This window comes from Planctobacterium sp. AWH2_060 (assembly GCF_056158425.1).
In genome coordinates this window covers 330,651-351,685 of the sequence record NZ_JBSWTG010000001.1, presented here as the reverse complement: position 1 = coordinate 351,685, position 21,035 = coordinate 330,651, and the positions used below count along the sequence as shown (strand labels likewise).

Annotated in this window: 17 protein-coding genes; 8 read left to right on the top strand and 9 right to left on the bottom strand. The window is 45.2% G+C overall.

Features of this window, described 5'->3' with window-relative positions; translation table 11 throughout:
* Positions 1-85: 85 nt before the first annotated feature.
* Entirely contained in the window at positions 86-1,414 is a 1,329-nt protein-coding gene (locus tag ACXAD8_RS01455; RefSeq protein ID WP_475224200.1) for a serine hydrolase domain-containing protein, read from the bottom strand.
* Between the two features lie 129 nt (positions 1,415-1,543).
* On the opposite strand from ACXAD8_RS01455, the gene ACXAD8_RS01450 reads away from it, so the two are divergent.
* Positions 1,544-3,769: a YgiQ family radical SAM protein gene (locus tag ACXAD8_RS01450; RefSeq protein ID WP_475224199.1), complete on the top strand. Its 2,226-nt coding sequence runs from the start codon at positions 1,544-1,546 to the stop codon at positions 3,767-3,769.
* A gap of 21 nt (positions 3,770-3,790) precedes the next feature.
* Here the strand turns inward: ACXAD8_RS01450 and ACXAD8_RS01445 are convergent, their stop codons facing one another.
* The 5 genes from ACXAD8_RS01445 to ffh form a co-directional block, all read right to left on the bottom strand.
* On the bottom strand, positions 3,791-4,306 hold the full coding sequence (locus ACXAD8_RS01445; protein ID WP_475224198.1) for an Lcl C-terminal domain-containing protein: 516 nt from the start codon (positions 4,304-4,306) through the stop codon (positions 3,791-3,793).
* Positions 4,307-4,319: 13 nt separating this feature from the next.
* On the bottom strand, positions 4,320-5,993 hold the full coding sequence (locus ACXAD8_RS01440) for an Lcl C-terminal domain-containing protein (protein ID WP_475224197.1): 1,674 nt from the start codon (positions 5,991-5,993) through the stop codon (positions 4,320-4,322).
* A gap of 151 nt (positions 5,994-6,144) precedes the next feature.
* Positions 6,145-6,642, bottom strand: a complete 498-nt coding sequence (locus ACXAD8_RS01435; protein ID WP_475224195.1) for a GNAT family N-acetyltransferase — start codon at positions 6,640-6,642, stop codon at positions 6,145-6,147.
* Between the two features lie 120 nt (positions 6,643-6,762).
* Positions 6,763-7,059 (bottom strand): hypothetical protein, encoded by a 297-nt coding sequence (locus ACXAD8_RS01430; protein ID WP_475224194.1) that lies wholly within the window; start codon positions 7,057-7,059, stop codon positions 6,763-6,765.
* A 99-nt stretch (positions 7,060-7,158) separates the two neighbouring features.
* A complete protein-coding gene (ffh, locus tag ACXAD8_RS01425) occupies positions 7,159-8,535 on the bottom strand; it encodes a signal recognition particle protein (protein ID WP_475224193.1) in 1,377 nt (458 codons plus the stop codon).
* A gap of 169 nt (positions 8,536-8,704) precedes the next feature.
* On the opposite strand from ffh, the gene ACXAD8_RS01420 reads away from it, so the two are divergent.
* Positions 8,705-9,505: a cytochrome C assembly family protein gene (locus tag ACXAD8_RS01420; protein WP_475224192.1), complete on the top strand. Its 801-nt coding sequence runs from the start codon at positions 8,705-8,707 to the stop codon at positions 9,503-9,505.
* Between the two features lie 77 nt (positions 9,506-9,582).
* On the top strand, positions 9,583-10,887 hold the full coding sequence (locus tag ACXAD8_RS01415; RefSeq protein WP_475224190.1) for an HlyC/CorC family transporter: 1,305 nt from the start codon (positions 9,583-9,585) through the stop codon (positions 10,885-10,887).
* A gap of 233 nt (positions 10,888-11,120) precedes the next feature.
* Here ACXAD8_RS01415 and ACXAD8_RS01410 read toward each other — a convergent pair whose 3' ends face one another.
* Positions 11,121-11,306: a hypothetical protein gene (locus tag ACXAD8_RS01410; RefSeq protein WP_338292249.1), complete on the bottom strand. Its 186-nt coding sequence runs from the start codon at positions 11,304-11,306 to the stop codon at positions 11,121-11,123.
* Between the two features lie 145 nt (positions 11,307-11,451).
* Positions 11,452-11,940, bottom strand: a complete 489-nt coding sequence (gene sixA, locus ACXAD8_RS01405; RefSeq protein WP_475224188.1) for a phosphohistidine phosphatase SixA — start codon at positions 11,938-11,940, stop codon at positions 11,452-11,454.
* 152 nt (positions 11,941-12,092) lie between these two features.
* Here sixA and ACXAD8_RS01400 point away from each other — a divergent pair, with 152 nt between their 5' ends.
* The 5 genes from ACXAD8_RS01400 to ACXAD8_RS01380 all read left to right on the top strand — a co-directional run bounded on the left by ACXAD8_RS01400 (position 12,093) and on the right by ACXAD8_RS01380 (position 18,829).
* Positions 12,093-14,816, top strand: coding sequence for an insulinase family protein (locus tag ACXAD8_RS01400; RefSeq protein ID WP_475224186.1), 2,724 nt, complete (start codon positions 12,093-12,095; stop codon positions 14,814-14,816).
* A 194-nt stretch (positions 14,817-15,010) separates the two neighbouring features.
* A complete protein-coding gene (locus ACXAD8_RS01395; protein ID WP_475224184.1) occupies positions 15,011-16,150 on the top strand; it encodes a methyl-accepting chemotaxis protein in 1,140 nt (379 codons plus the stop codon).
* Positions 16,151-16,432: 282 nt separating this feature from the next.
* Positions 16,433-17,470 carry an IS110 family RNA-guided transposase gene (locus ACXAD8_RS01390; protein ID WP_475224183.1) on the top strand — a complete coding sequence of 346 codons (1,038 nt, stop codon included), beginning with the start codon at positions 16,433-16,435 and terminating at the stop codon, positions 17,468-17,470.
* Between the two features lie 387 nt (positions 17,471-17,857).
* Positions 17,858-18,436 carry a nitrate- and nitrite sensing domain-containing protein gene (locus ACXAD8_RS01385; RefSeq protein ID WP_475224181.1) on the top strand — a complete coding sequence of 193 codons (579 nt, stop codon included), beginning with the start codon at positions 17,858-17,860 and terminating at the stop codon, positions 18,434-18,436.
* Between the two features lie 141 nt (positions 18,437-18,577).
* Positions 18,578-18,829 (top strand): hypothetical protein, encoded by a 252-nt coding sequence (locus tag ACXAD8_RS01380; RefSeq protein ID WP_475224179.1) that lies wholly within the window; start codon positions 18,578-18,580, stop codon positions 18,827-18,829.
* A 60-nt stretch (positions 18,830-18,889) separates the two neighbouring features.
* Here ACXAD8_RS01380 and fadJ read toward each other — a convergent pair whose 3' ends face one another.
* Complete coding sequence (fadJ, locus tag ACXAD8_RS01375; protein WP_475224178.1) at positions 18,890-21,019, bottom strand: fatty acid oxidation complex subunit alpha FadJ; 2,130 nt, start codon at positions 21,017-21,019, stop codon at positions 18,890-18,892.
* Positions 21,020-21,035: the final 16 nt, after the last annotated feature.

The following is a 21,035-nucleotide window of genomic DNA, read 5'->3' as shown; positions in this document are numbered from 1 at the left end:
CGCCAGATAAATGCCGGAAAAAAGGCTCGCGAATTGTACGGATTTTGGGCTTAATTGCAAGTTAATTATTGAAAAACATGGGGAATTAAAGCCCGACAAACTTTGAAAAGTTTTCTTCCGTTGGATAGCTGCCCGAAGTCCAGCCCAGTCTCACTATCACCATATTTGCAGAAGGAATGATCATCACAATCTGTTTGCGGTTGCCCATCATCATATAAGCATCCTCGGGGATCTCGGACCAACGTAGGGTGTCACCGCCACGGTTTAACCAAAAATGGTAACCGTATTGCTGATAGTTTTCGGTGCTAACCGGTGTCTGTGCCGCTGTTACCCAGTTTTCTGATAATAAGCGGGTACCGTTTGCCCAACCCTGATTTAGCATTAACAATCCCATGCGCGACCAATCCCGGGCACTGGCAAACAAGTAAGAACTACCTACGAACACTCCGGATGGATCCACTTCAAAAACCGTATTGGCGAGGCCCAGAGGCTGTGCAATTTCCTGATAGAAAAAATTCAATAACGCCTGATTACTACCAAGCTGCTCTCTCATCCAGCGCATTAAAATATTGCTGGTTCCGGAAGAATAGGAAAAGTAGGTACCGGGGACCTTATCAGGCACTGCCGTTAGTGCCACGTCTGAGGCACTGTGTTCGGTAAACAACATACGAGTGGAATCGCTGCCGGGTGCATAAGTTTCGTCAAATTTTAGCCCGGAAGACATTTGCAACAGTTGCTCCAGGGTGATCTGTTTGCGTTCATCACCCTGCCAGGAAGCAAAATCAGTGGGCGCTTCTGTGTCCAGCAAGCCCATGTTCGCCATGCGCCCCAACATGATTGCGGTCACACTTTTAGCCATAGACCAGCCCAATAGCGGTGTTTGGCTATCGATACCAGGTGCATAAGCCTCAGCCACAACTCCCCCATCTTTAACCACTATTAGAGCACGAGTTTGCAAACCGCTTTGATTATCGGATTCCAGTATCTGTTCGCTTAGCTGTTGATATTCGGGCACAAGAGAAATCATCTCCTCCCTTTGAGTCTTTTGAGTAACGCCTGGTGCGACAAGCTTATTAAGCGGTTCGGTGTTACCAACATCCAGAGTACACCCCAATCCGGGCCTGTAGCTGGCTGAATACTCACTCATGCCATAAAGATTGGCGGTAACTCGTTGCTGCCCATCTTGATAATATATATCTAACAAACGAGTGGCTGGCGAATAGGACGCCAAATCATCTGCAATTTGCTGTTCATCAAATCCGGAGACATATTTCGCGGAGCAAGCCAGTTTCGCCCCAAGACTCGATGCAACATCAATCGCGTCGCCTAACCGATAAACTGAAAACCCCAGGCTATATCGACTGATGAAGTGCAGAGCCACTAAAACCAGGATTAAAATGACAAATTTTTTCACGCGCAGCTTCCCTGAAAATGAGTGATTAATCACAAGCTTAAAAAAATCCGTACAGCATAAACTATAAAGCTGGATATTCTGCGAGAAAATTTTGGTAAACTAACAAAGTTATTAATTAAGTGAGTTTGTATGGCTGTTGTCAAAAAGCCCGTTGAGCGAATGAAAGCTGAACGGGGACTGTTTTCGTTTCCAAAGTTTTGGGCTGCATGTTTTGATCCTGCGCCGTTTTTACCTATGTCTCGCAAAGAAATGGAACAGTTGGGTTGGGATAGTTGCGATATCATTTTGGTGACAGGAGATGCCTATGTGGATCACCCCAGTTTTGGCATGGCGGTGATTGGCCGCACCCTGGAAGCTCAGGGATTCCGGGTCGGTATTATTGCTCAGCCAGATTGGACCTCCAAAAAGGCTTTTATGGCGCTGGGCGAACCCAATCTATTTTTTGGGGTAACGGCTGGCAACATGGACTCCATGATCAATCACTACACTGCCGATCGCAAACTGCGCCATGACGACGCCTATACGCCAGGCAACGTCCATGGCAAACGCCCAGATCGGGCTGTCACTGTTTATACTCAGCGATGTAAAGAGGCCTATAAAAAACCAGTTATCATCGGTGGCATAGAAGCCAGTTTACGTCGTATTGCTCACTACGATTATTGGTCTGACAAAGTGCGCCGTTCAGTTTTGTTTGATTCCAAAGCCGACATGCTGATGTTTGGTAATGCCGAGCGACCACTATTAGAAGTAGCCCATCGTCTTGCTAATGGCGAAGACATTAAAGAAATGCAGGACGTGCGCGGCACTGCCATTATTGTCAAACAAGCGCTGCCCGGCTGGTTGGGAGTGGATTCCACCAGTGTCGATAAGATTGGCAAGATTGACCCCATTCCCAGCCCTTATCAGGAATGGGAAGAAAATTGCAGTACCCAAAAAGAGGCTGAAAGCAAAACGGATACAGCTCAGCCCATCACGGTGCAACCCTTCAATCCCAGAGCCACAAGACGCAAACCCTGGGATAAAACCTATGTGAAATTGCCGGCTTTTGAAGTGGTGCGGGATGAGAAAACCCACTATGCCCACACCTCGCGAATTTTACACCAGGAAACCAACCCAGGTTGCGCCCGCGCTTTGATGCAGCGACATGGTGACAGAAGTATCTGGATAAATCCGCCCGCTTATCCATTAGAAACCGAAGAAATGGATGCCGTGTTTGATTTACCCTACGCCCGTGTCCCCCACCCCAGCTATGGCAAAGAGAAGATCCCCGCCTACGATATGATAAAAACCTCGGTTAATATCATGCGCGGCTGTTTCGGTGGCTGTACTTTCTGCTCCATTACCGAGCACGAAGGGCGTATTATTCAGAGCCGCTCGGAAGAATCCATCGTTCGTGAAGTAGAACAGATCCGGGACAAAGTGCCCGGCTTTACCGGGGTAATTTCGGATTTAGGTGGCCCCACCGCCAACATGTATAAACTGCGCTGTAAAAGTGCCAAAGCGGAACAAACCTGCCGCCGCTTGTCGTGTGTTTGGCCAGATATTTGCGGCCATATGGACACAGACCAAACGCCAACTGTGGAATTATATCGCAAGGTACGGGATGTCAAAGGCGTTAAAAAAGTGCTGATTGCCTCTGGTGTGCGTTATGACCTGGCAATCGAAGATCCCAATTACGTGCGGGAGTTAGTTACCCATCACGTGGGCGGTTATTTAAAGATTGCTCCTGAGCACACAGAAGAAAGCCCGTTAAGTAAGATGATGAAACCGGGCATGAGCACCTATTACCGCTTTAAGGAGCTGTTTGACAAATTCTCCAAAGAAGCCGGAAAAGAACAATATCTGATCCCTTATTTTATCTCTGCACATCCGGGCACCAGGGACATTGATATGCTGAACCTGGCACTCTGGTTAAAAGAAAATAACTTTAAACTGGATCAGGTGCAGAACTTTTATCCTTCTCCAATGGCTAATGCCACTACTATGTATCACTCGGAGAAGAACCCCATCCACAAGATCACGCGTGACAGTGAGAATGTCAGCATTGCCAAAGGTGAACGACATCGCCGCTTGCACCGGGCTTTCCTGCGCTATCACGATCCAGCGAACTGGCCTATGTTACGGGAAGCACTGAAAAAAATGGGTAAAGCTCATTTGATTGGTAATGGTCCGAAACACCTGGTGCCGCCTGAGCGCAAAGGTGAACTAAAAGGCAGAGCGCAAAAAGATTATGAGCGTAAGTCGGTCAACAAAGCCCATGCCAAAGGCAGGTCTAAACCCAACAAGGCGCTGACCCGTTTTAGCAGTGATCAGCCCTTTAATAAAAGCTCTCGTAAGAAAACGAAAAAGGCCTGATTTCAGGCCTTTTCTTTTTTCTTAATCAGCAACCCTGACCGGCCGCACGTAGATAAAGGCATCCTTTTCTTTAAGCGAGTTACTGCTGTTAAAAAAGGCCACTACCCAGGCCATAGTGTAATCGGTTAACGATGGGGTGCTTGTCCAGTAATCGTCCGAAGTGGTCTCCGGAAAAATATCTTCATTAATGGAAGGACGCACACAGGATTTTTCAGTGATACTCAGCAGTTGCTTAATATTTGGCAGACGCCAGTCATTGTTACCTGCATACTCATAGCCGTAGGTTGCCTGTAACGCCTCCTGCCAGGTCATGGCGGTGGCATCACCAGTACAGGTGGTAGTGGTCTGGTCCCAGGTTTGCCCCAGGCTGCAGCGCATCCACATTAAACCAGTCGTATTATCGGTTACCGTGCCATCTTCGTTATCAGTGAAGTTGGTTTCGGGGGCTGTTTCACCAACACCACTGGTACAGGTTTGAGCTTGTGCAGTACAAGCCATCATCAACGAAGCAGACAATAATAGTGTTTTTAGTTTCATGTTCATCTCCTTATTATCGACCTGCCCGCACCAGGCGAACGTAGTTTTCTGTAGACTTCAATAAAAAGTTGTCATTACCTGAGCTAAAATCGATGGCCCAGCTGTTTTGTAAGGTATCACCACTGGCGCCATCGACGTTTTGAATGCTGGTCCAATACCAGGTAGGTACGGTTGCATCAGGAGTATTGAATGGGAAATAGTTCGTATCTACAAAATTACCGCCCGACTCACCAAAGTGCATAATAGACATCAACTCATTATGAGTCGGCATACGCCAATCGTAGAAGCCACACAAGCCCTCAGCGTTCACTGCGGCCACAAAAGCTGCAGTATTACAGTTGCTGATGGTACAACTGGCACCGTCATTTTGAGCTTCGGTAGAGGTGGTACTCAATACCCAGGAATAGGTGTTGTCTACATCGTGCAGCCCACCATCATCGGTTTTCAGCTCCCAAATTAAGCCGGTGACATTATCTCGTACACAACTCCAATCAGTTTCAGAGGCATCGATTTCGTCACCAAAGCTATCCAGTTTGGTGAAATCAAATCCCTCATCACCTGCGCCAGCCTTTTCCAGAACGTCGGATTCGTGCATACGATCACGGCCTATATCGGCATCCTGCCCGGGAAAACTGTGGCTGGAACCATTAATAAGCCCCGAATTAGACACATTTGCCACAACGCCGGTATCGTTAACATAGGTGGCAGGCATCTCTCTGACAGTAACCACCACCTGATCATTATCTTCATTGTTGAATTGATCTACGACCCGAAGATCAATAGTGATATCAGTGTCTTCAGTAACCGCCGGTGCATCTGCATAAGTAGTCTCGTCCGATGCATCCGCAAATTCAGCGAGGTCACTGGAGTTATTGCTCCACTCAAATAAAAATGGCGTAGCATCATCACTCAGTGAAGTGGCAGAGCCAGATAATAAGAAGCGCTCCCCTTCCATGATTGTGATGGCGTTACCCGCTTCGGCAATGGGAGGCGTTTGAGTTACATCCAACACTACAATGTCAAAAGCTTCCGTTGTGGTTCCGCCTTCGTTATCCGTTACCGTAAACTCGAAACTAAGTGTCTCAGATGTGGTTAAAGCTGGGGTTGTGATGGTTAAACTACTGGTTGTTAAGTCCAGTCCGGTGGTGACAACAGTACCAGATACCTGTTGCCAGGCATACCCAGAAATCGGATTGTCGGCATCAATGGGATCGGCGTCTGAACCACTGCCAGTGAAAGTAACGGCCAGCCCACCACCATAAGTGTTTTCATCAAAGCGGCTATCCTGAGAAATATCAACCTCAGCACTCGGAGCTTCATTAACTGGCGCTACTGTCAAAGTGAATGTGTCGCTAACCGTTGTCCCTTCTGCTGAAGTTGCAGATAAAGTCAGTGTGATTTGCTCGCTGCTGGTTCTCACTTCAGGCGTAGTTAATGTGGCAGCCACTAATGTTGTATCTTCATGAGACAGCGTATAGTCCTCATCGTTAACCGCCCAGCTATAACTGGTTACCTCAGTTAACGTAGTACGCCCATTCAACGCCACTTCGCTTTGCTCATCAACGGTGGCTCCCGCGGAAACTAAAATTGTTACGCTGTCCACAGTCTCTTCCGTACTGTCATCACCGCCACCACAGGCGAACAAGGACGTAGTCAGGGAAATCACTAACCAGTGTCTTAGATCCATTTCTGTACTCTTTATCTGTTAATTCACAAAATTAAAATTACCGCTGCGTCAAAAACACAACAGCAAAACCGGATTTGAATCTGCTATGCAATTATCCTGCAAATTTGTCATTTCCATGGAATATTTTTAAAGATTCTTAGAACGTGCAACCCTAAACAACTCGCTTTTCCATATACCAACTGAAATCATTAGGCATGGTTCCGGGGTACTGAGTCGGACAAAAACCGACTTTTCTGTAGAGTTTAATAGCGTGGTGATTTTCCTGATTAACAAACAGAGAAAAATAACGGGGCTGATAGTGCTTTTGCCCTTCCAGAAACAAACAGTTTAACAGCATCTTACCGTAACCTTTGCCGCGCAGTTCGGGATTTACTGCCAGTCGTACCAAATGACATCGCTCTTTGTCAGACATCAGTTGTCCAAATGCCAGCAGGCTATTATCAGACTGGGAAATAATGGCATAAGCCGGAATGGATACCAGACGCAACTGTGTAGCGAATTCACTCAATGTTGTTGGCGAGCCAAATTTATCACCACTCCAAAACAGGATTTGCTGTTGTGTTGTAAACCAACTACTAAGTTGTTTGCAGTATTCAGGAGAAAAACGTCGAAATATAAGTGTGTGCTGTTTTGACAACGATAAAGACATTGGAAAACCTTGCCAGGGTCAGAGTTCACAGGGCTGCTTTTTATCGAAGAATAGAATGTAAATCCGGTGCTGTAAACCGTTCGGAAGCACAATCAGGCCCCGAACGGCAATAATCATAGCTTAGGCTTTAACAGCCAACCAGGAAGCGCGTTTTGCCTGCAGAGATTGCCAGATATCTTTGCAATGGAATCTGGCAAGGCGTTTGATGCGAGCTTGAATCTGAGAAGATAACCCTTCATGAAACAAAATCAGCGATATCAAAGAACAGGTCAAAACAATCATCTTACTGATTTTAAATACCGATAGCGCCGCCATGATAAGTAAAAATAAACAAATCACTAACCCAATACTTCCAAGGGCAAGTAAAAGCCCCTTAAACTCTTTGTTTTCCATGATGTTTTTATCCTTAATTAGCATTCAACTACTTAGTTTATTATCAGTAAAGTAACAACAGCTTCAGATTAGTAAATAAATTACCTGAAATAAACTGTAAAAATTTATTGCAACTATAACACATTATCTCGGTGGGAACATGCCACCTGGACCGCCGGGCGGCATCATGCCTTGCATATTTCGCATCATCTTCTTCATGCCGCCGCCAGACATTTTCTTCATCATTTTTTGCATCTGGGTAAACTGCTTGAGCAAACGGTTTACATCCTGAATTTGTGTGCCAGAACCCGCTGCAATGCGTTTTTTACGAGAGCCCTTGATGATATCAGGACGTTGCCTCTCACCGGGCGTCATGGAGTTGATAATGGCTTCCATTTGGGTAAATTGCTTATCACCCGCCTGCTCTTTGATCTTGTCGGTCATGCCTCCCATGCCGGGCAATTTGTCCATCAGTGACATCATGCCACCCATATTGCGCATTTGCTCCAATTGCTCTTTGAAGTCCTGCAAGTCAAAGCCTTTGCCTTTTTGTACCTTTTTGGCAAGTTTGGCGGCTTTATCTTTGTCGACTTTGCGCTCCACCTCTTCGATCAGAGAAAGCACATCACCCATACCTAAAATACGCGAGGCAACACGTTCCGGATGGAAAGGCTCCAACGCATCTGTTTTTTCACCAATACCTAAGAACTTGATGGGTTTGCCGGTGATTTGACGTACCGACAAAGCCGCACCACCACGGGCGTCACCATCGGTTTTAGTTAAAACCACCCCCGTTAAAGGCAAAGCTTCATCAAAGGCTTTGGCCGTATTGGCAGCATCCTGACCTGTCATGGAATCAACTACAAACAGGGTTTCAACCGGGTTAATGGCTGCGTGCAGATCTTTGATTTCCTGCATCATGTCGGCATCTACGGCCAGTCGGCCAGCGGTATCCACCAACACCACATCGACAAATGACTTTTTAGCATGTGCCATTGCAGCATTCACGATATCAGCCGGCTTTTGCTCGACAGAAGAAGGGAAGAACTCAGCATTTACTTCCGCAGACAGAGTTTCCAACTGTTTGATGGCGGCAGGACGATAAACGTCAGCGCTAACGGTTAGTACCTTCTTCTTTTCACGCTCAATTATAAACTTGGCTAACTTGGCCACGGTGGTGGTTTTACCAGCACCCTGCAAGCCTGCCATCAACACCACTGCTGGCGGAGTTGCTGCGAGGTTCAGTGCCTCGTTTGCTTCGCCCATAACAGATTCAAGCTGTTTCTGAACAATTTTGATAAACACCTGGCCAGGATTAAGGCTCTTACCCACCTCTTCTCCCAGTGCCTGTTCCTTAACCTTCGCAACAAATTCTCTGACGACAGGTAAAGCAACATCAGCTTCCAGTAACGCCATGCGCACCTCACGCATAGTGTCTTTAATATTGTCTTCCGTTAAACGGCCTTTACCGGAGATATTTTTTAGCGTCTGACCAAGTCTTTCGGTCAAATTATCGAACATGCTGGTGTCCTGTTTAGATATTCACAAAAAATTTTGCTGATTATACCTTTTGCGTCGACGAATGAGTACCCGGTAATATTGATTTGCATTTTTAATCTGAAGGAATTGCGGCAAACACTAGTGTATCCGCTTCGGGTTATTTATACTGGCGGAAGAATTTTCTCAATAAATGAACATGTTGTTAGCTCTTAATCTCATTTGTATTTTGCTTTATGTGGTTGCAACCGTGTCGGTAGCCACCCGTTGGTTTCACAAAGATGGACCTTTGTTAAAGTTATCAATAATCACCTCAGGGGGAGCAATAGTTATACACCTGCTCATTCTGCTCAATAGCATTTTGTCCGGTGATGGCCAGAATTTGAGTATCGTTAACGTCGGCTCCATCACAGCACTGTTAATCACTGCAGTAATCTGGCTTTTGTCCTTGCGCAATCAGCAAACATTTTTATTGCCTCTGGTGACCGGATTCTCTGCTATCGCAGTACTGGTGGCCAGTTTCACCCCGGGTTCGGTGATCATGCACATCGAATTACGACCTTCATTGCTGGCCCATATTAGCTTTGCGTTGCTGGCTTATGGTTGCTTGTCTATTGCCTTTTTGTATGCGCTACAACTCTCTTTTATCAATCGTCGTCTCAAGCAGAAAAATGCGGTGATTATTCATTCTTCTTTGCCGCCTTTAATGGAAGTAGAGCAAAACCTGTTTCGCTTAATTATGTTGGGAACAGGGTTACTTACCCTGTCTCTGGCCAGTGGCTTCTTCTTTCTGGAAAACATGTTTGAGCAACGTCAGGTACATAAAACCATCCTCACCACTGTCGCCTGGTTTATGTATGTAGGTATGATTGTGGTGCATAAGCGCGTAGGATTAAAAGACAGTACCATTATCAGTTTATCAGTAGTTGGCGTTGTCCTGTTGACCCTGGCTTATTTCGGCAGTCGGGTCGTAAAAGAAGTCTTGATTGGGTAAAAAAGCTAAATTGCCTCTTGAAGTCATTGTCGTTAACACCTAAATTTGCATCTGTCACACTACATAGGACTGACTAGTTGGACGATATATCAACCAGTACGCTGCTAATTATTCTGGCCGTACTCATTGTGCTTTCCGCCTATTTTTCTAGCTCTGAAACCGGGATGATGTCGATAAACCGATATCGCCTGAAGCACTTAAACAGTGAGGGGCACAAAGGCGCAAAACGCGTCGAACGCCTGCTGGATACTCCAGACAGACTTATCGGACTGATTTTAATCGGCAATAATTTGGTCAATATCGGCGCATCTACCGTCGCTACAATTCTGTGTCTTAGGTGGTTTAGTGACTACGGCCTTGCGGCTGCGTCTGCCATCAATACCATCGGTTTAACCGTGGTACTACTCATTTTCGCAGAAGTTACCCCAAAAACACTGGCGGCCCTTTACCCGGAGCGAATAGCCTTCCCCAGCTCCATGATATTGACCCCCTTACTCAAAATATTTTATCCGTTGGTTATCGCACTCAATTATATTACTAACGGGATCCTCAAAATATTCCGGGTTAACCCCGATGAAGTGGAAAATCATTCCCTCAGTAAAGAAGAATTGCGCACGGTAGTGCATGAATCCAGTGTCATGATCCCAAAGCAACACCAGGATATGTTGATGGGAATTCTGGATCTGGAAAAGGTTACTGCTGAAGATATTATGGTGCCCAGAAACGATATCTTCGGTATCGATATCAATAACGACTGGAAGATCATTCAAAAACAGCTGACCCACGCACAACACACCAGAGTTTTGCTGTTCAGAGATAATATCGACGACGCTGTGGGTTTTATTCACGTCAGAGATGCTTTGCGCTTGTTATCCAAAGATGAATTCTCCAAAGCCTCGTTGCTCAGGGCAGTAAGAGAAATTCACTTTACCCCGGAAAAAACGCCCTTACACACCCTACTCTACAATTTTCAGTCGGCGAAAGAACGCATAGGTCTGGTGGTTGATGAGTATGGCGATATTCAGGGGCTGGTTACTCTGGAAGATATACTGGAAGAAATCGTTGGTGATTTTACTACCAGTATTATCGAAGAAAAGAGTGATCGCGAAGCCCGTTTACAACCCGACGGTTCGTATCTGGTAGATGCCAGCAATAACATTCGTGATATCAACCGTGAAATGGATTGGAACTTGCCTATCGATGGCCCCAAAACCCTTAACGGTTTAATTCTCGAATACCTCGAAGAAATCCCGCAATCTCACCTGAGTTTCCGCCTTGCCGGTTACCCGATAGAAATCGTTGATATCGAAGACAACAAGATCAAAACCATCAGAGTAATGCCTGAGTTTTACATATCACCAAACGAAAGCAATAACGATTAGTGTGAGATTAGCTGGGTACATTAATCTGCATCAGAACAATACCATTCTAAAAACAAAGAGCTGAATCTAATCTGGCAGTGTACAAACTTGAGATTTTAAAGCTTGATCGTCTACTCAAGTTGGACCTGATTTTAAGCGCTGACACTTTATGCCTGAGCCACTACGGCTTGTGAGATGCAACAGAGGTAAAGAGTCTAAGATTGTTATTCAACCTTAATACCCAAACCTCTGTTTTAAGATGTGGTTTGTTTCGCTTTACGATTTTCGAGTATTTTGCTTTTGACTTCTTCAACAGATTCATTCAAGGCTGACAATCTGTTAATGATGCCCTGCAACTCGTCGTCGTAAGCAATATCTTTCTGCGCCAGATGGCTTTGCAATACCTTCTGTAACTGCGCAGGTAAACTATTACCTGACATTTCCTCAATCCTCCCGATCACTGTATCGGTTGGTTGTTCAATTTTCTCCAGTCTTTTTTATTAAAAATGCACCAGAGCTAGCAATTCTCTTTGAATATACGCCAATTTTTCGAATTTACCAGAAAATCTGCCCACAGCTTCAAGCTCAGGGCAGGTATACCTCTTTTAAAATAGCTCGATTTTCAGCTACATCAAATTCCAGACAGGCCACAGAAGCAGTGGCAAAAATCAGTGACTGTAACTTGCCGCAAAAGCTATCCAGCAAATAGCTCACTAATGGCATGTGGCTGACAATGATTAACGAATCTATGGATTTTTCCTGCGCGAGTGCATACACATAATCGTGCACCAGTTCGGCTTTACCGGAAGGCGTTATATCCGGGCAGGTTTCAAAATCACCCACATCGACAATAGATTTAACCATCTCGAAGGTTTGTTGCGCCCGCTTAAATGGACTCACCAAAGCATAATCTATGGCATGCATATTATCCTTTAACCAAACTCCGGCTTTTTGACTTTCAATGAACCCCTGAGTTGTCAAACTGCGCTGTGCATCGTCTTGAAAAGTAGGTTCCGCCTCTCCGTGCCGCATCAGGAATAACTGCATAACTAAATTATTGATTTTTTTGTGCATTAATCCTCACATGATAACAAAAAAGCGCTGTAATTCTATGAATTTGTAGCTATGCTTTAGAGCAAGTTTGTCTTTGTCTGTTTTAATTCACTGGCAAACCACATTTAACAGCAATAAGAAAACAACACAGTTTGTAACTATGGTTCACACCTTTGATTAAAGCCCCGACAGACAACAATCTCTACCGTCTCCATAATGCCCCTAATGGCATTAAAATATTGCATGTCCAGGATCCTCAAACTGAATTTTGCGCTCTGGCACTAACCGTGGCCTCGGGCAATTTCTCAGATCCCAGTCATTGCCCTGGCTTGGCACATCTGCTGGAACACGTGCTGTTTACAGGAAGTGTTAACTATCCGCAGGATAACCATATAATTCAATCCCTGGACAGCCATCAGGGGAAGATTAACGCCTGGACGTCGTCGGAATCTACGAGCTTTTATTTTAAGGTGCACCACAAATACTTCAGTGAAACGCTGGATATTTTCTTTGATATGCTACAAGAGCCGCTGTTCAGCGAAGCTGGCATTGAAAAAGAAATCAAAGCGATTAACGCAGAATTCCACAATAAAGTCACCGAAGAGCAACGCCGGGTGATGGAAGTTCAAAAAGAGACCTGTAACCCACAACATCCTTTCCATCAATTTGCAGTAGGTAACAAGGACACCTTCGCCCATTTTTCTGTTGAGGAGTTACAACAACTGTTACGAAGCTATTGGGAGCAACATTTTGTCGCAGGCAATATGGCTTTATGTGTGGTAACGCCTCCTGCGCCGGGTTCACTGGTAACATCAATCTCTGAACGGTTAAGCAAATTCAGCGCAAATGCGCCTTGCCAATCCAGCCGGCCAACAGTTCCACTTTACTTAAAAGAACAACTTGGTCGACATATCCAGATCAACACGGCCAGGCCACACCACAGACTCATTCTCATTTTTAATCAGACTGCCGAGCTGGCCAATGCCAGTAATATTGAAACCCTGGTGAGTCACCTGTTTGGCTACGAAGGCCAGGGAAGCCTGCTGAGACTGTGGAAGTCCCAACAATGGGCAACCCAGGTATTGGCAGGACCTGGGCTAAAAGGAACGGGATTTGCTGACTTTAATCTTTATATAGAGCTGACTGAAAAGGGCTTGCAAAACGTTCAAACCATTCTGCACAGTGTGTTTTATTATTGCCAAATGATAAAACAGAGTGATGATATTGAGCGCCATTATCAGGAAAAAAGCCGCCTGAACCGCATTGCTTTTGAGCATCAAACCGGTCAGCACATTCTGGATCTGGTGCAACAACTGGCTTCTAATGTGCAGCGTTACGATGAAAAAGAGGTGCTGTGTGGAGACTACTTATTAGGGGAACTTAACAAGACTCAATTACACCAGTTTTTAGACAATATTAGTCCAGAAAGATTACGGGTTGTTTCGATTTCTGAGCAACACAAGGCCAGCCAAACCAGTAAATGGTACAAGGTCCCTTATCAGGATCAGCCACTGACAATCGAAGCAATCAGCAAACAACAAACCGAGTTGTTCAGTAAGGCTTTACACCTGCCCTCTCCGAACCCGTTTATTCCAGAATTAAAGCCGACCACAGAACAGATTAACAGCCTGCCAAAAAAGGCCAACAATGCATTACATAACATCTGGTACGGTGTCGACACTATAGAGTCGGGATTAAAAGGGGAATGCTTTTTTTCCTGGCGATGTTCACATCAAAACCCCGATATCAATAAGGTGGCACAACGCAAGTTATACGCCAGCGCTCTGGAATCCAGCCTGCACAACAGTTTTTACCAAGCGCAACTGGCAGGGTTACATTTTCACTTTTATGCTCATCAACGCGGAATAGGCTTACATACCAGTGGTTTTGCCGACAAACAGCTGGATTTGGTGAGGCAGCTAATCGAAAAAATTTGCGCCGCTCCCCAGCCCTGTCCTGATTTTGCCTTACACAAACAAGATTATCTGAACAGTTTACACAGCAGCATCCACAACAAGCCATTGAACCGACTATTTAGCGTATTGCAGGCTATTTTTGTAAAGGCTTCATGGCTGCCTGAAGATCTGGCGCAGATTGTCGAGCAACTCTCGTTAGAGGATATTCAGACTAAGCACAGTGAACTCTTTAGCCAATATCAACTTGAAAGCTTGTTATACGGCAATTGGTCTGAAACTGAACTAGAGCGCTTTATTGCTTCATTGTGTTTGTCCACCACCGCACCTGAACAAAATAACCTGGCGTCGGTTGTATTACTGCGTGACATACAAGAGCGCAGTTTTCAGTTTTCTTGCGCACATGAAGATGCTGCAATTGTTATGTACCTGCAAACGTCGGACAAACAACTAAAAACCCGAGCACAGATGATGCTCACGGAAAGTATTTTGGCAGGCTTTTATTTCGACTGGATGCGCAATAAAAAGCAACTGGGTTACCAGGTTGGCACCGGTTATATGCCATTTAACGAGCAACCCGGAACAGTATTGTTTATTCAGTCCCCTTCTGCGAGCGCTGAAGAGTTATATATGGAAACACTCAACGCACTCGGACAATTTCATCAATGGTTGACAGCAATAGATGAGCAGCAATGGTTAAAGTACCGCAATAACCTGGCACGTCAGATATCACAAAAAACCATTAATTTCCCGCAAAAATGTCAACGCTATTGGAGCGCAATTGGCCGACCTCAGGTGGATTTTGAGCATGAATTACACCTGAATCACGAAATCGCGCAACTCAGCAAAACTGAAGTCGCTCATTGGTTTGAACAGGAATTTATTAAAAAGGACAACCGATTCCTGTTACACAGCCAGGGTAAACATGGTCATCAGCCAGGTGGTTTCCAACATCCTCTGACCAATATTTACCAATACAAATAGTGTACTTTTGTATAGCCAAGTGTAGTTTTATTGTGCAACTGCACTAATTAGGTGAAAAGACAGGGGCGCTATTTCCGCTGTTTTTAAACACCTGGTATCCGCATACTTAACTTTGCCTACCGGTTTCCTTACTTTGATTAATGTGGCATTCAAATTGAATGCATAGGTTATTAATCAGAGCAAAGGACACAGATATGCAAATTACAGAGACGGCACAACTTTGCTCCAATACAAACTACCGGGTGTATCCAGCGGTAGCTATTGGCTTTACTCTCTTCGTATTGCTCAGTTTTTATATCAGTAACTCAGTTTGGCTACTAGTTGCATTTCTGATACTGCAATCAATCGGACTTTACCTATTGTTGAACTGGCGCAAGACGGCGTTAAAAAGCGTGTTAAATCTGGTTCAGCAACATGTGCAGGTTCACAACCAGAGCAACCCGGACTTTAGCTCCGATCTGCAATTTCAGCTCAAGTTGTCGTCTTTGCTTAAGTCCCTTACAAGAAACCTTGAGCTGAGGAATGACTCTATTTCCGAAATTTCCTACTCAGCGCAGGAACTAACGCAAAACTCAGCGCAACTCGCCACCAGTATTTTGCAGCAATCACAAACGACGAATACTCTGGCGGCGGGGATAAGTGAGATTGAATATACGCTTGCCGAAGTCAGTCGCAACATATCAGACATTCGCAATAGCGTTCAGGAGACGAATACACTTAGCCAAAATGGTTCGACGTCGGTATCAGAAGTCAGAAGTCATGTGGAGCAAGTGGCGGCCTTATCCAAAGACGCATTTAGTCAACTTAAAAAACTAGAAGAGCTAACCATGAACGTCTCTTCAATCACTGTTTTGATCAGTGAAGTTTCTGATCAAACTAATTTATTGGCCCTGAATGCGGCTATCGAGGCTGCCAGAGCTGGCGAATACGGCCGCGGCTTTTCCGTGGTTGCAGATGAAGTCAGAAACCTTGCCAATAAAACCAATGAATCGGTCAGTCAGATTAACCAACATCTCGAACAGGTCAAAAAGCAATCTTCAGTATTGAACTCAGACATGTTGGAGGTGGTTAAGAACATCGACAGCACAGTCTCAGAAGCCAGTAATATTGAATCACTTTTGCAACAAATTAGTCAGCAATCCTCACAGATCAACTGCGATATCCGGGATATCGCCGATGCCTCTTCACAACAGCAAACCGCCACCTCAGAAATGTCAAAAAGTATTGAAGAACTCGCCTTAACAGCAAGGCAAAATGGCGAGGCAGCGGAACAAGCGGCCAAGATTGCAAAGCATGTCTGGTCACTGAGTAACGATAAAACAGTTCCCCAATAAACCCGGCGATAAGGAGCACATCATGTACTACTTCTGGTTGACTCTACTGCTGCTAATTGCAGTTATTGGCATAGTTTGCGCTTTTCAGCGAAAGCCGCTTAACGCTGAAGCACCAATAAAACACCGGTTAAAAACACTACGTCAGTTGATGTGGCTTTTCCAGACTCACAGAGGCAAATCAATCGCCTACCTGAGCGGTGATACTAGAGATAATTGGACTCCCCCGACCCAATAAGTCGGGTAATATTTAAGTTCCCACACAAAAATATTCAGGAGTCCAATATGCATAATATTAGCGCAGGCGTCGATTTAGCCAAAGAAGAAATTCAGGTCTGTACCTGCAAAAAGAATAAGGTGCAGAGTAACGAAGCTATGTCACCAAAGGCTTTTAGACACTGGCTCACAACGTCTAAGCCCATGACCATCGTGTTTGAAGCATGTGGCACCTCCAATTACTGGAAACAAGAAGCTATACGGCTGGGGCATGACGCACGAATTATTTCAGCTAAACTGGTTGCCAATGTAAGGCAAAATCAAAAAACTGATAAGAATGATGCGCTGGCTATCTTGCAGGCTGCTCAAATTGTTGATGTGTCATTCATTAACGGTAAGTCTAAACAACAACAGGAACTTCAGTCCCTGGTCAGACTAAAAGAGCTGGCTTCCAGGCACAAAGTCGCCATGCAGAATCAGCTCACGGCTCTATTGTTGGAATTCAATATCCGCGTATCTCCCGGTCAGGGAGGACTTAAAGGTGTCATTGATGAGGTACTGGAAGATGCTGAGAATGAATTTAGCTCTTCCTTTCGTAAAGCCCTGGAAACAGGATGGCAGCAATTACAGCTAAGTATTGAATCTGTTGAGCAATATGAGATATGCGTTGAGAAAGCGGTCCAGCAGGAAGAAGGATGTAAAAGGCTGTTGGCTCTGGAAGGTGTTGGCCCACTCAATGCCATAAACTTATATAATGCTCTGGGTTGTGGTGAAATGGGGCAATTTAAAACTGGCCGTGACGCAGCCGCTTGTATCGGGCTTACACCTATTCAGCACTCTTCCGGAGGAAAAATTAAGCTCGGTACGATAGGGAAATATGTTAAGAACAAGTCGGTCAGAAGTTCGCTTATCACAGGTGCCATGTCTGCCATCAATCAGATGCTCCGACGCAAAGCGCAAACGAAGAAAGAACTGTGGGTACAAGAGTTGGTCGCGCGAAGAGGAAAGAAATGTGCGGCTGTGGCACTGGCCAACAAAACGATCAGAACGGCCTTTTCCATGCTCGCAAACCACACCGAATACAAAGCAGAATTATTGCCACTTTAACGGCAAAAGAAATTTAAGTTACGCAACATCAAAAATGCAAAATTAAAGATGAAAATCACCTCGTTAGTCAGCAACACGCTAAGTGCATAAAGCCCGCTTTAGAGATTTGACAACGAGTTCGCGAAAATATCAGTGAGCCTGAGGTAGCTTCTCAATTAGAGCTCGTACATAAGCAAGCATTAATTCTTTGATAATTTTATTGATGTTGACAAGGGGGAGTCCACATAAGCGTGTTGACCTTTGCGGTACAATTTTGCAGCAGTCTGTGTGCAATTCAGACAAGGCGAATGCTTGAAGGTCTGGTGGTTCCAAATCAAAAGCATTCAACGCGGTATGAATTGCACACAGGCGCTGCCCGAAGGGTTCGTCATATAAGCGCTTTACTCTTTGTCGCAGTCCTTTGACTTAGAACCACTAGGCCTGCAAGACTGTTCCGCGATTAAAGCGCTTTTATTTAGAACAAATTTCGTACAGCAAAGTTCAACAGGCTCTAAAGTACTCAAAGAAGTTGAGGTTATCGCCAAGCAAATAGAAAACGCCATCAAAGACTACGGTGATGCCGAACAAAACAGTCTGTATTGGTTATCAACCTTAACGCTATGGAGGCGAATAGTAAAACAATGGCACAAATCCACCATAGAGGAAAATTTTAAGCAGCATAACGCCCTAATCAAACAATTGATGTACTGCCTGGAAGATGAATTGGCAAGCGTCGGGATACTAAACGGCAAAACTGCTGTTTCCTCTAATGCCTATTCAGGCGTAAAGCTGCTAAACGTTATCGAGTATTTAGGCCAAACGCGAGCAATTGGTACCAATGTTACCTCGTCGGGAAAATGCGAAAGCGTAGCCAAAATACGGCTTAGTTATTTAAGCCAAAAACTCAATGAGTCAGTGTATACCCAAACTACCTCAAGATGCCTGCTTCAGAGCTATCACAGCACTTTCAGTACAAGGCGCACTTGAGAAGGAATGTCGGCTACCTTTCAAACAAGTGCAACACTGTAATGGAAGCGCTGTGAAGCTCCCGAAGGGCGGGGCCTAAAAGCATTTATGCGGCGTCAAATTGTATCGACGTGAGAACAACCATGCCATCTCCAATTTACCTTGCCTAAATCCTTTTATTCGCCCGCTGAAGTCGAGTATCTTGAGGTAGTTTGGGTATATAACCTCGAAAGCCAGGACATTAAATTTAAACACCACTCAGGGTTAATTCCATCTATATTGCAATGCGTTCAGGAACGTTTGTTACCGGCGCAAAATCTGATGTCAACTCAGGAATGGTTTTCACTGTGTACGGGCAGTATTGACACCCTGTATCAGCATTTTGATGAAACCATACTGGGCTACACGCGCTGATAAACAGAAAAGCAAAACGCCCCATTAAAGGGGCGTTTTTAAATCGGCTTAAGGAAAGTTTTAATAAAAAGACTTACCTTCTTTTGCCATGGTTTTCAGGATTTCAGCTGGTGCGAATTTATCACCAAATTGTCCCTGATAATGCTCCAGGCGAGCCACAACGTGACCAATACCAAGGCTGTCCATGTAACGGAAAGGTCCACCCAGGAACGGAGGGAATCCGATACCGAAGATAGTGCCTATATCACCATCTCTTGGATTGCGAATTACCCCTTCATCCAGACACAGCGCTGCTTCGTTCAGCATTAATAGCACACAACGCTCTGCAATCTGTTCGGCACTCATACGCTTCGAGGTTTCAATACCTAACAGATCATAAACTGATGAATCCACCTCTTTACCAGGCTTCTTACCCGTGTAGCTATACAGACCTCTGCCGTTTTTCTTACCTTTTCTGTCGTCTGCTAACAACTTGTCAAAGGCATCCGGAGCCTTGAAACGGTCGCCTAAATCAGCCACCAGGATTGGCGAAATTTTAGCACCGACATCAATGCCTACTTCGTCAAGTAACTTCATTGGACCAACCGGGAAGCCAAACTTAACTAATGCAGAATCAATATGTTCGATGGGTTCACCCGCCAACAATACATTAGCCGCCTCATTCATATAAGGGGCGAGTATGCGGTTGACATAGAAACCTGCACCATCTTTAACAACAATCGGGGTTTTGCCTTGTTTTTTGGCAAAATCCACGGTGGTAGAAATGGTTTCGTCAGAAGTTTTTTCGTGCGCGATGACTTCCGCTAACGGCATTTTGTCTACCGGCGAAAAGTAATGCAGACCAATCACCTGCTCAGGACGAGCAGCTTTCTCGGCAATATGACGAATTGGAATCGATGAGGTGTTCGAAGCAAAAATAGTGGACTCTTTGCAATGAGTTTCAACATCATTCACCATCTGTTGCTTCAGGCCTACATCTTCAAATACTGCTTCAACGATAATATCGGTGTCTTTGAAGCCTTCGTAATTAAGAGAGCCAGTTAACATCGCCATTTGCTTTTGCATTTCTGACTTGCGCATAAATTTGCGTTTTACTTTTTTATTCAGTAAGTCGTAGCTGTACTTCATGGCATTGGCAATGCCTTCCGCGCGCACATCTTTGATACGCACCGGTAATTTGGCTTTGCTAGCGGTGACAAAGGCGATACCACCGCCCATCAGGCCGCCACCAAGCACGCCCACTTTATCCAGCTTAGCTGGTTCAACACCTTCAACGCCGGTTTCTTTTTTCATTTCTGTGGTTGCGAAAAAGATATTACGCAATTGCTCAGATTCCGGAGTCATTACCAGCTTACCGAAGAACTTAGCTTCCAGTTCATAACCGCGTTTAGTGGCTTTGCCGCCGCTGGCTTCCAAAATGTCTAAGATATGCTCAGGCGCCGGGTAATTACCTTTGGTTTTGCTCAAGGTTTGCTTGCGCGCCTGCTTAAACAAAATCTGACGGCCAAGCGTTGTGCCCTCCAGAAACTTATTAGCCCCTTTAAGCACAGGTGGCTTGCGATTCGGCTTGCCTTTCAAAGCGAACTGACGGGCCACATCCAGTAGTACACTTTCAGGTACCACGTCATCAACGATGCCATACTTTTTGGCCTGCTTCGGACGGGCCGGCGCACCGGTCAGCATCATTTTCATGGCTTGCTGAATACCAATCAAGGCAGGTAATCGTTGTGTACCACCACTTCCGGGCAGCAAACCCAGTTGTACTTCAGGTACACCCAGTTGGGTTTTAGTGCTATCTGTACAAACCCGATAGTGACAGGCCAATGCCAGCTCCAGACCGCCCCCCAGACAAGGACCGTGAATAGCAGCTACAAACGGAACCCGAAAGTTTTCCATCCGTTCGAAAACCTGTTGACCACCTTTTGACAGGGCTTCCGCCTCTTCTGCGGTTTTGCAGGCTGCCAACATAGTGATATCGGCACCTGCGACGAAAGATGATTTTTTACCACTGGCCAGAACAACCCCTTTGATATCGCGATCATTCTCGATGTCATCCAGCATTTTGCTGATTTGCTCACCAAACTCAGCTTTCAGGGTGTTCATGCTTTCGCCGGGTACATCCATCGTCAGGATGGCAATACCGTCTTCAAACTTCTCTAATGTGAAGGCGCTTTGTACTTGTTCAGTCATTATTTGCTTCTCCAAA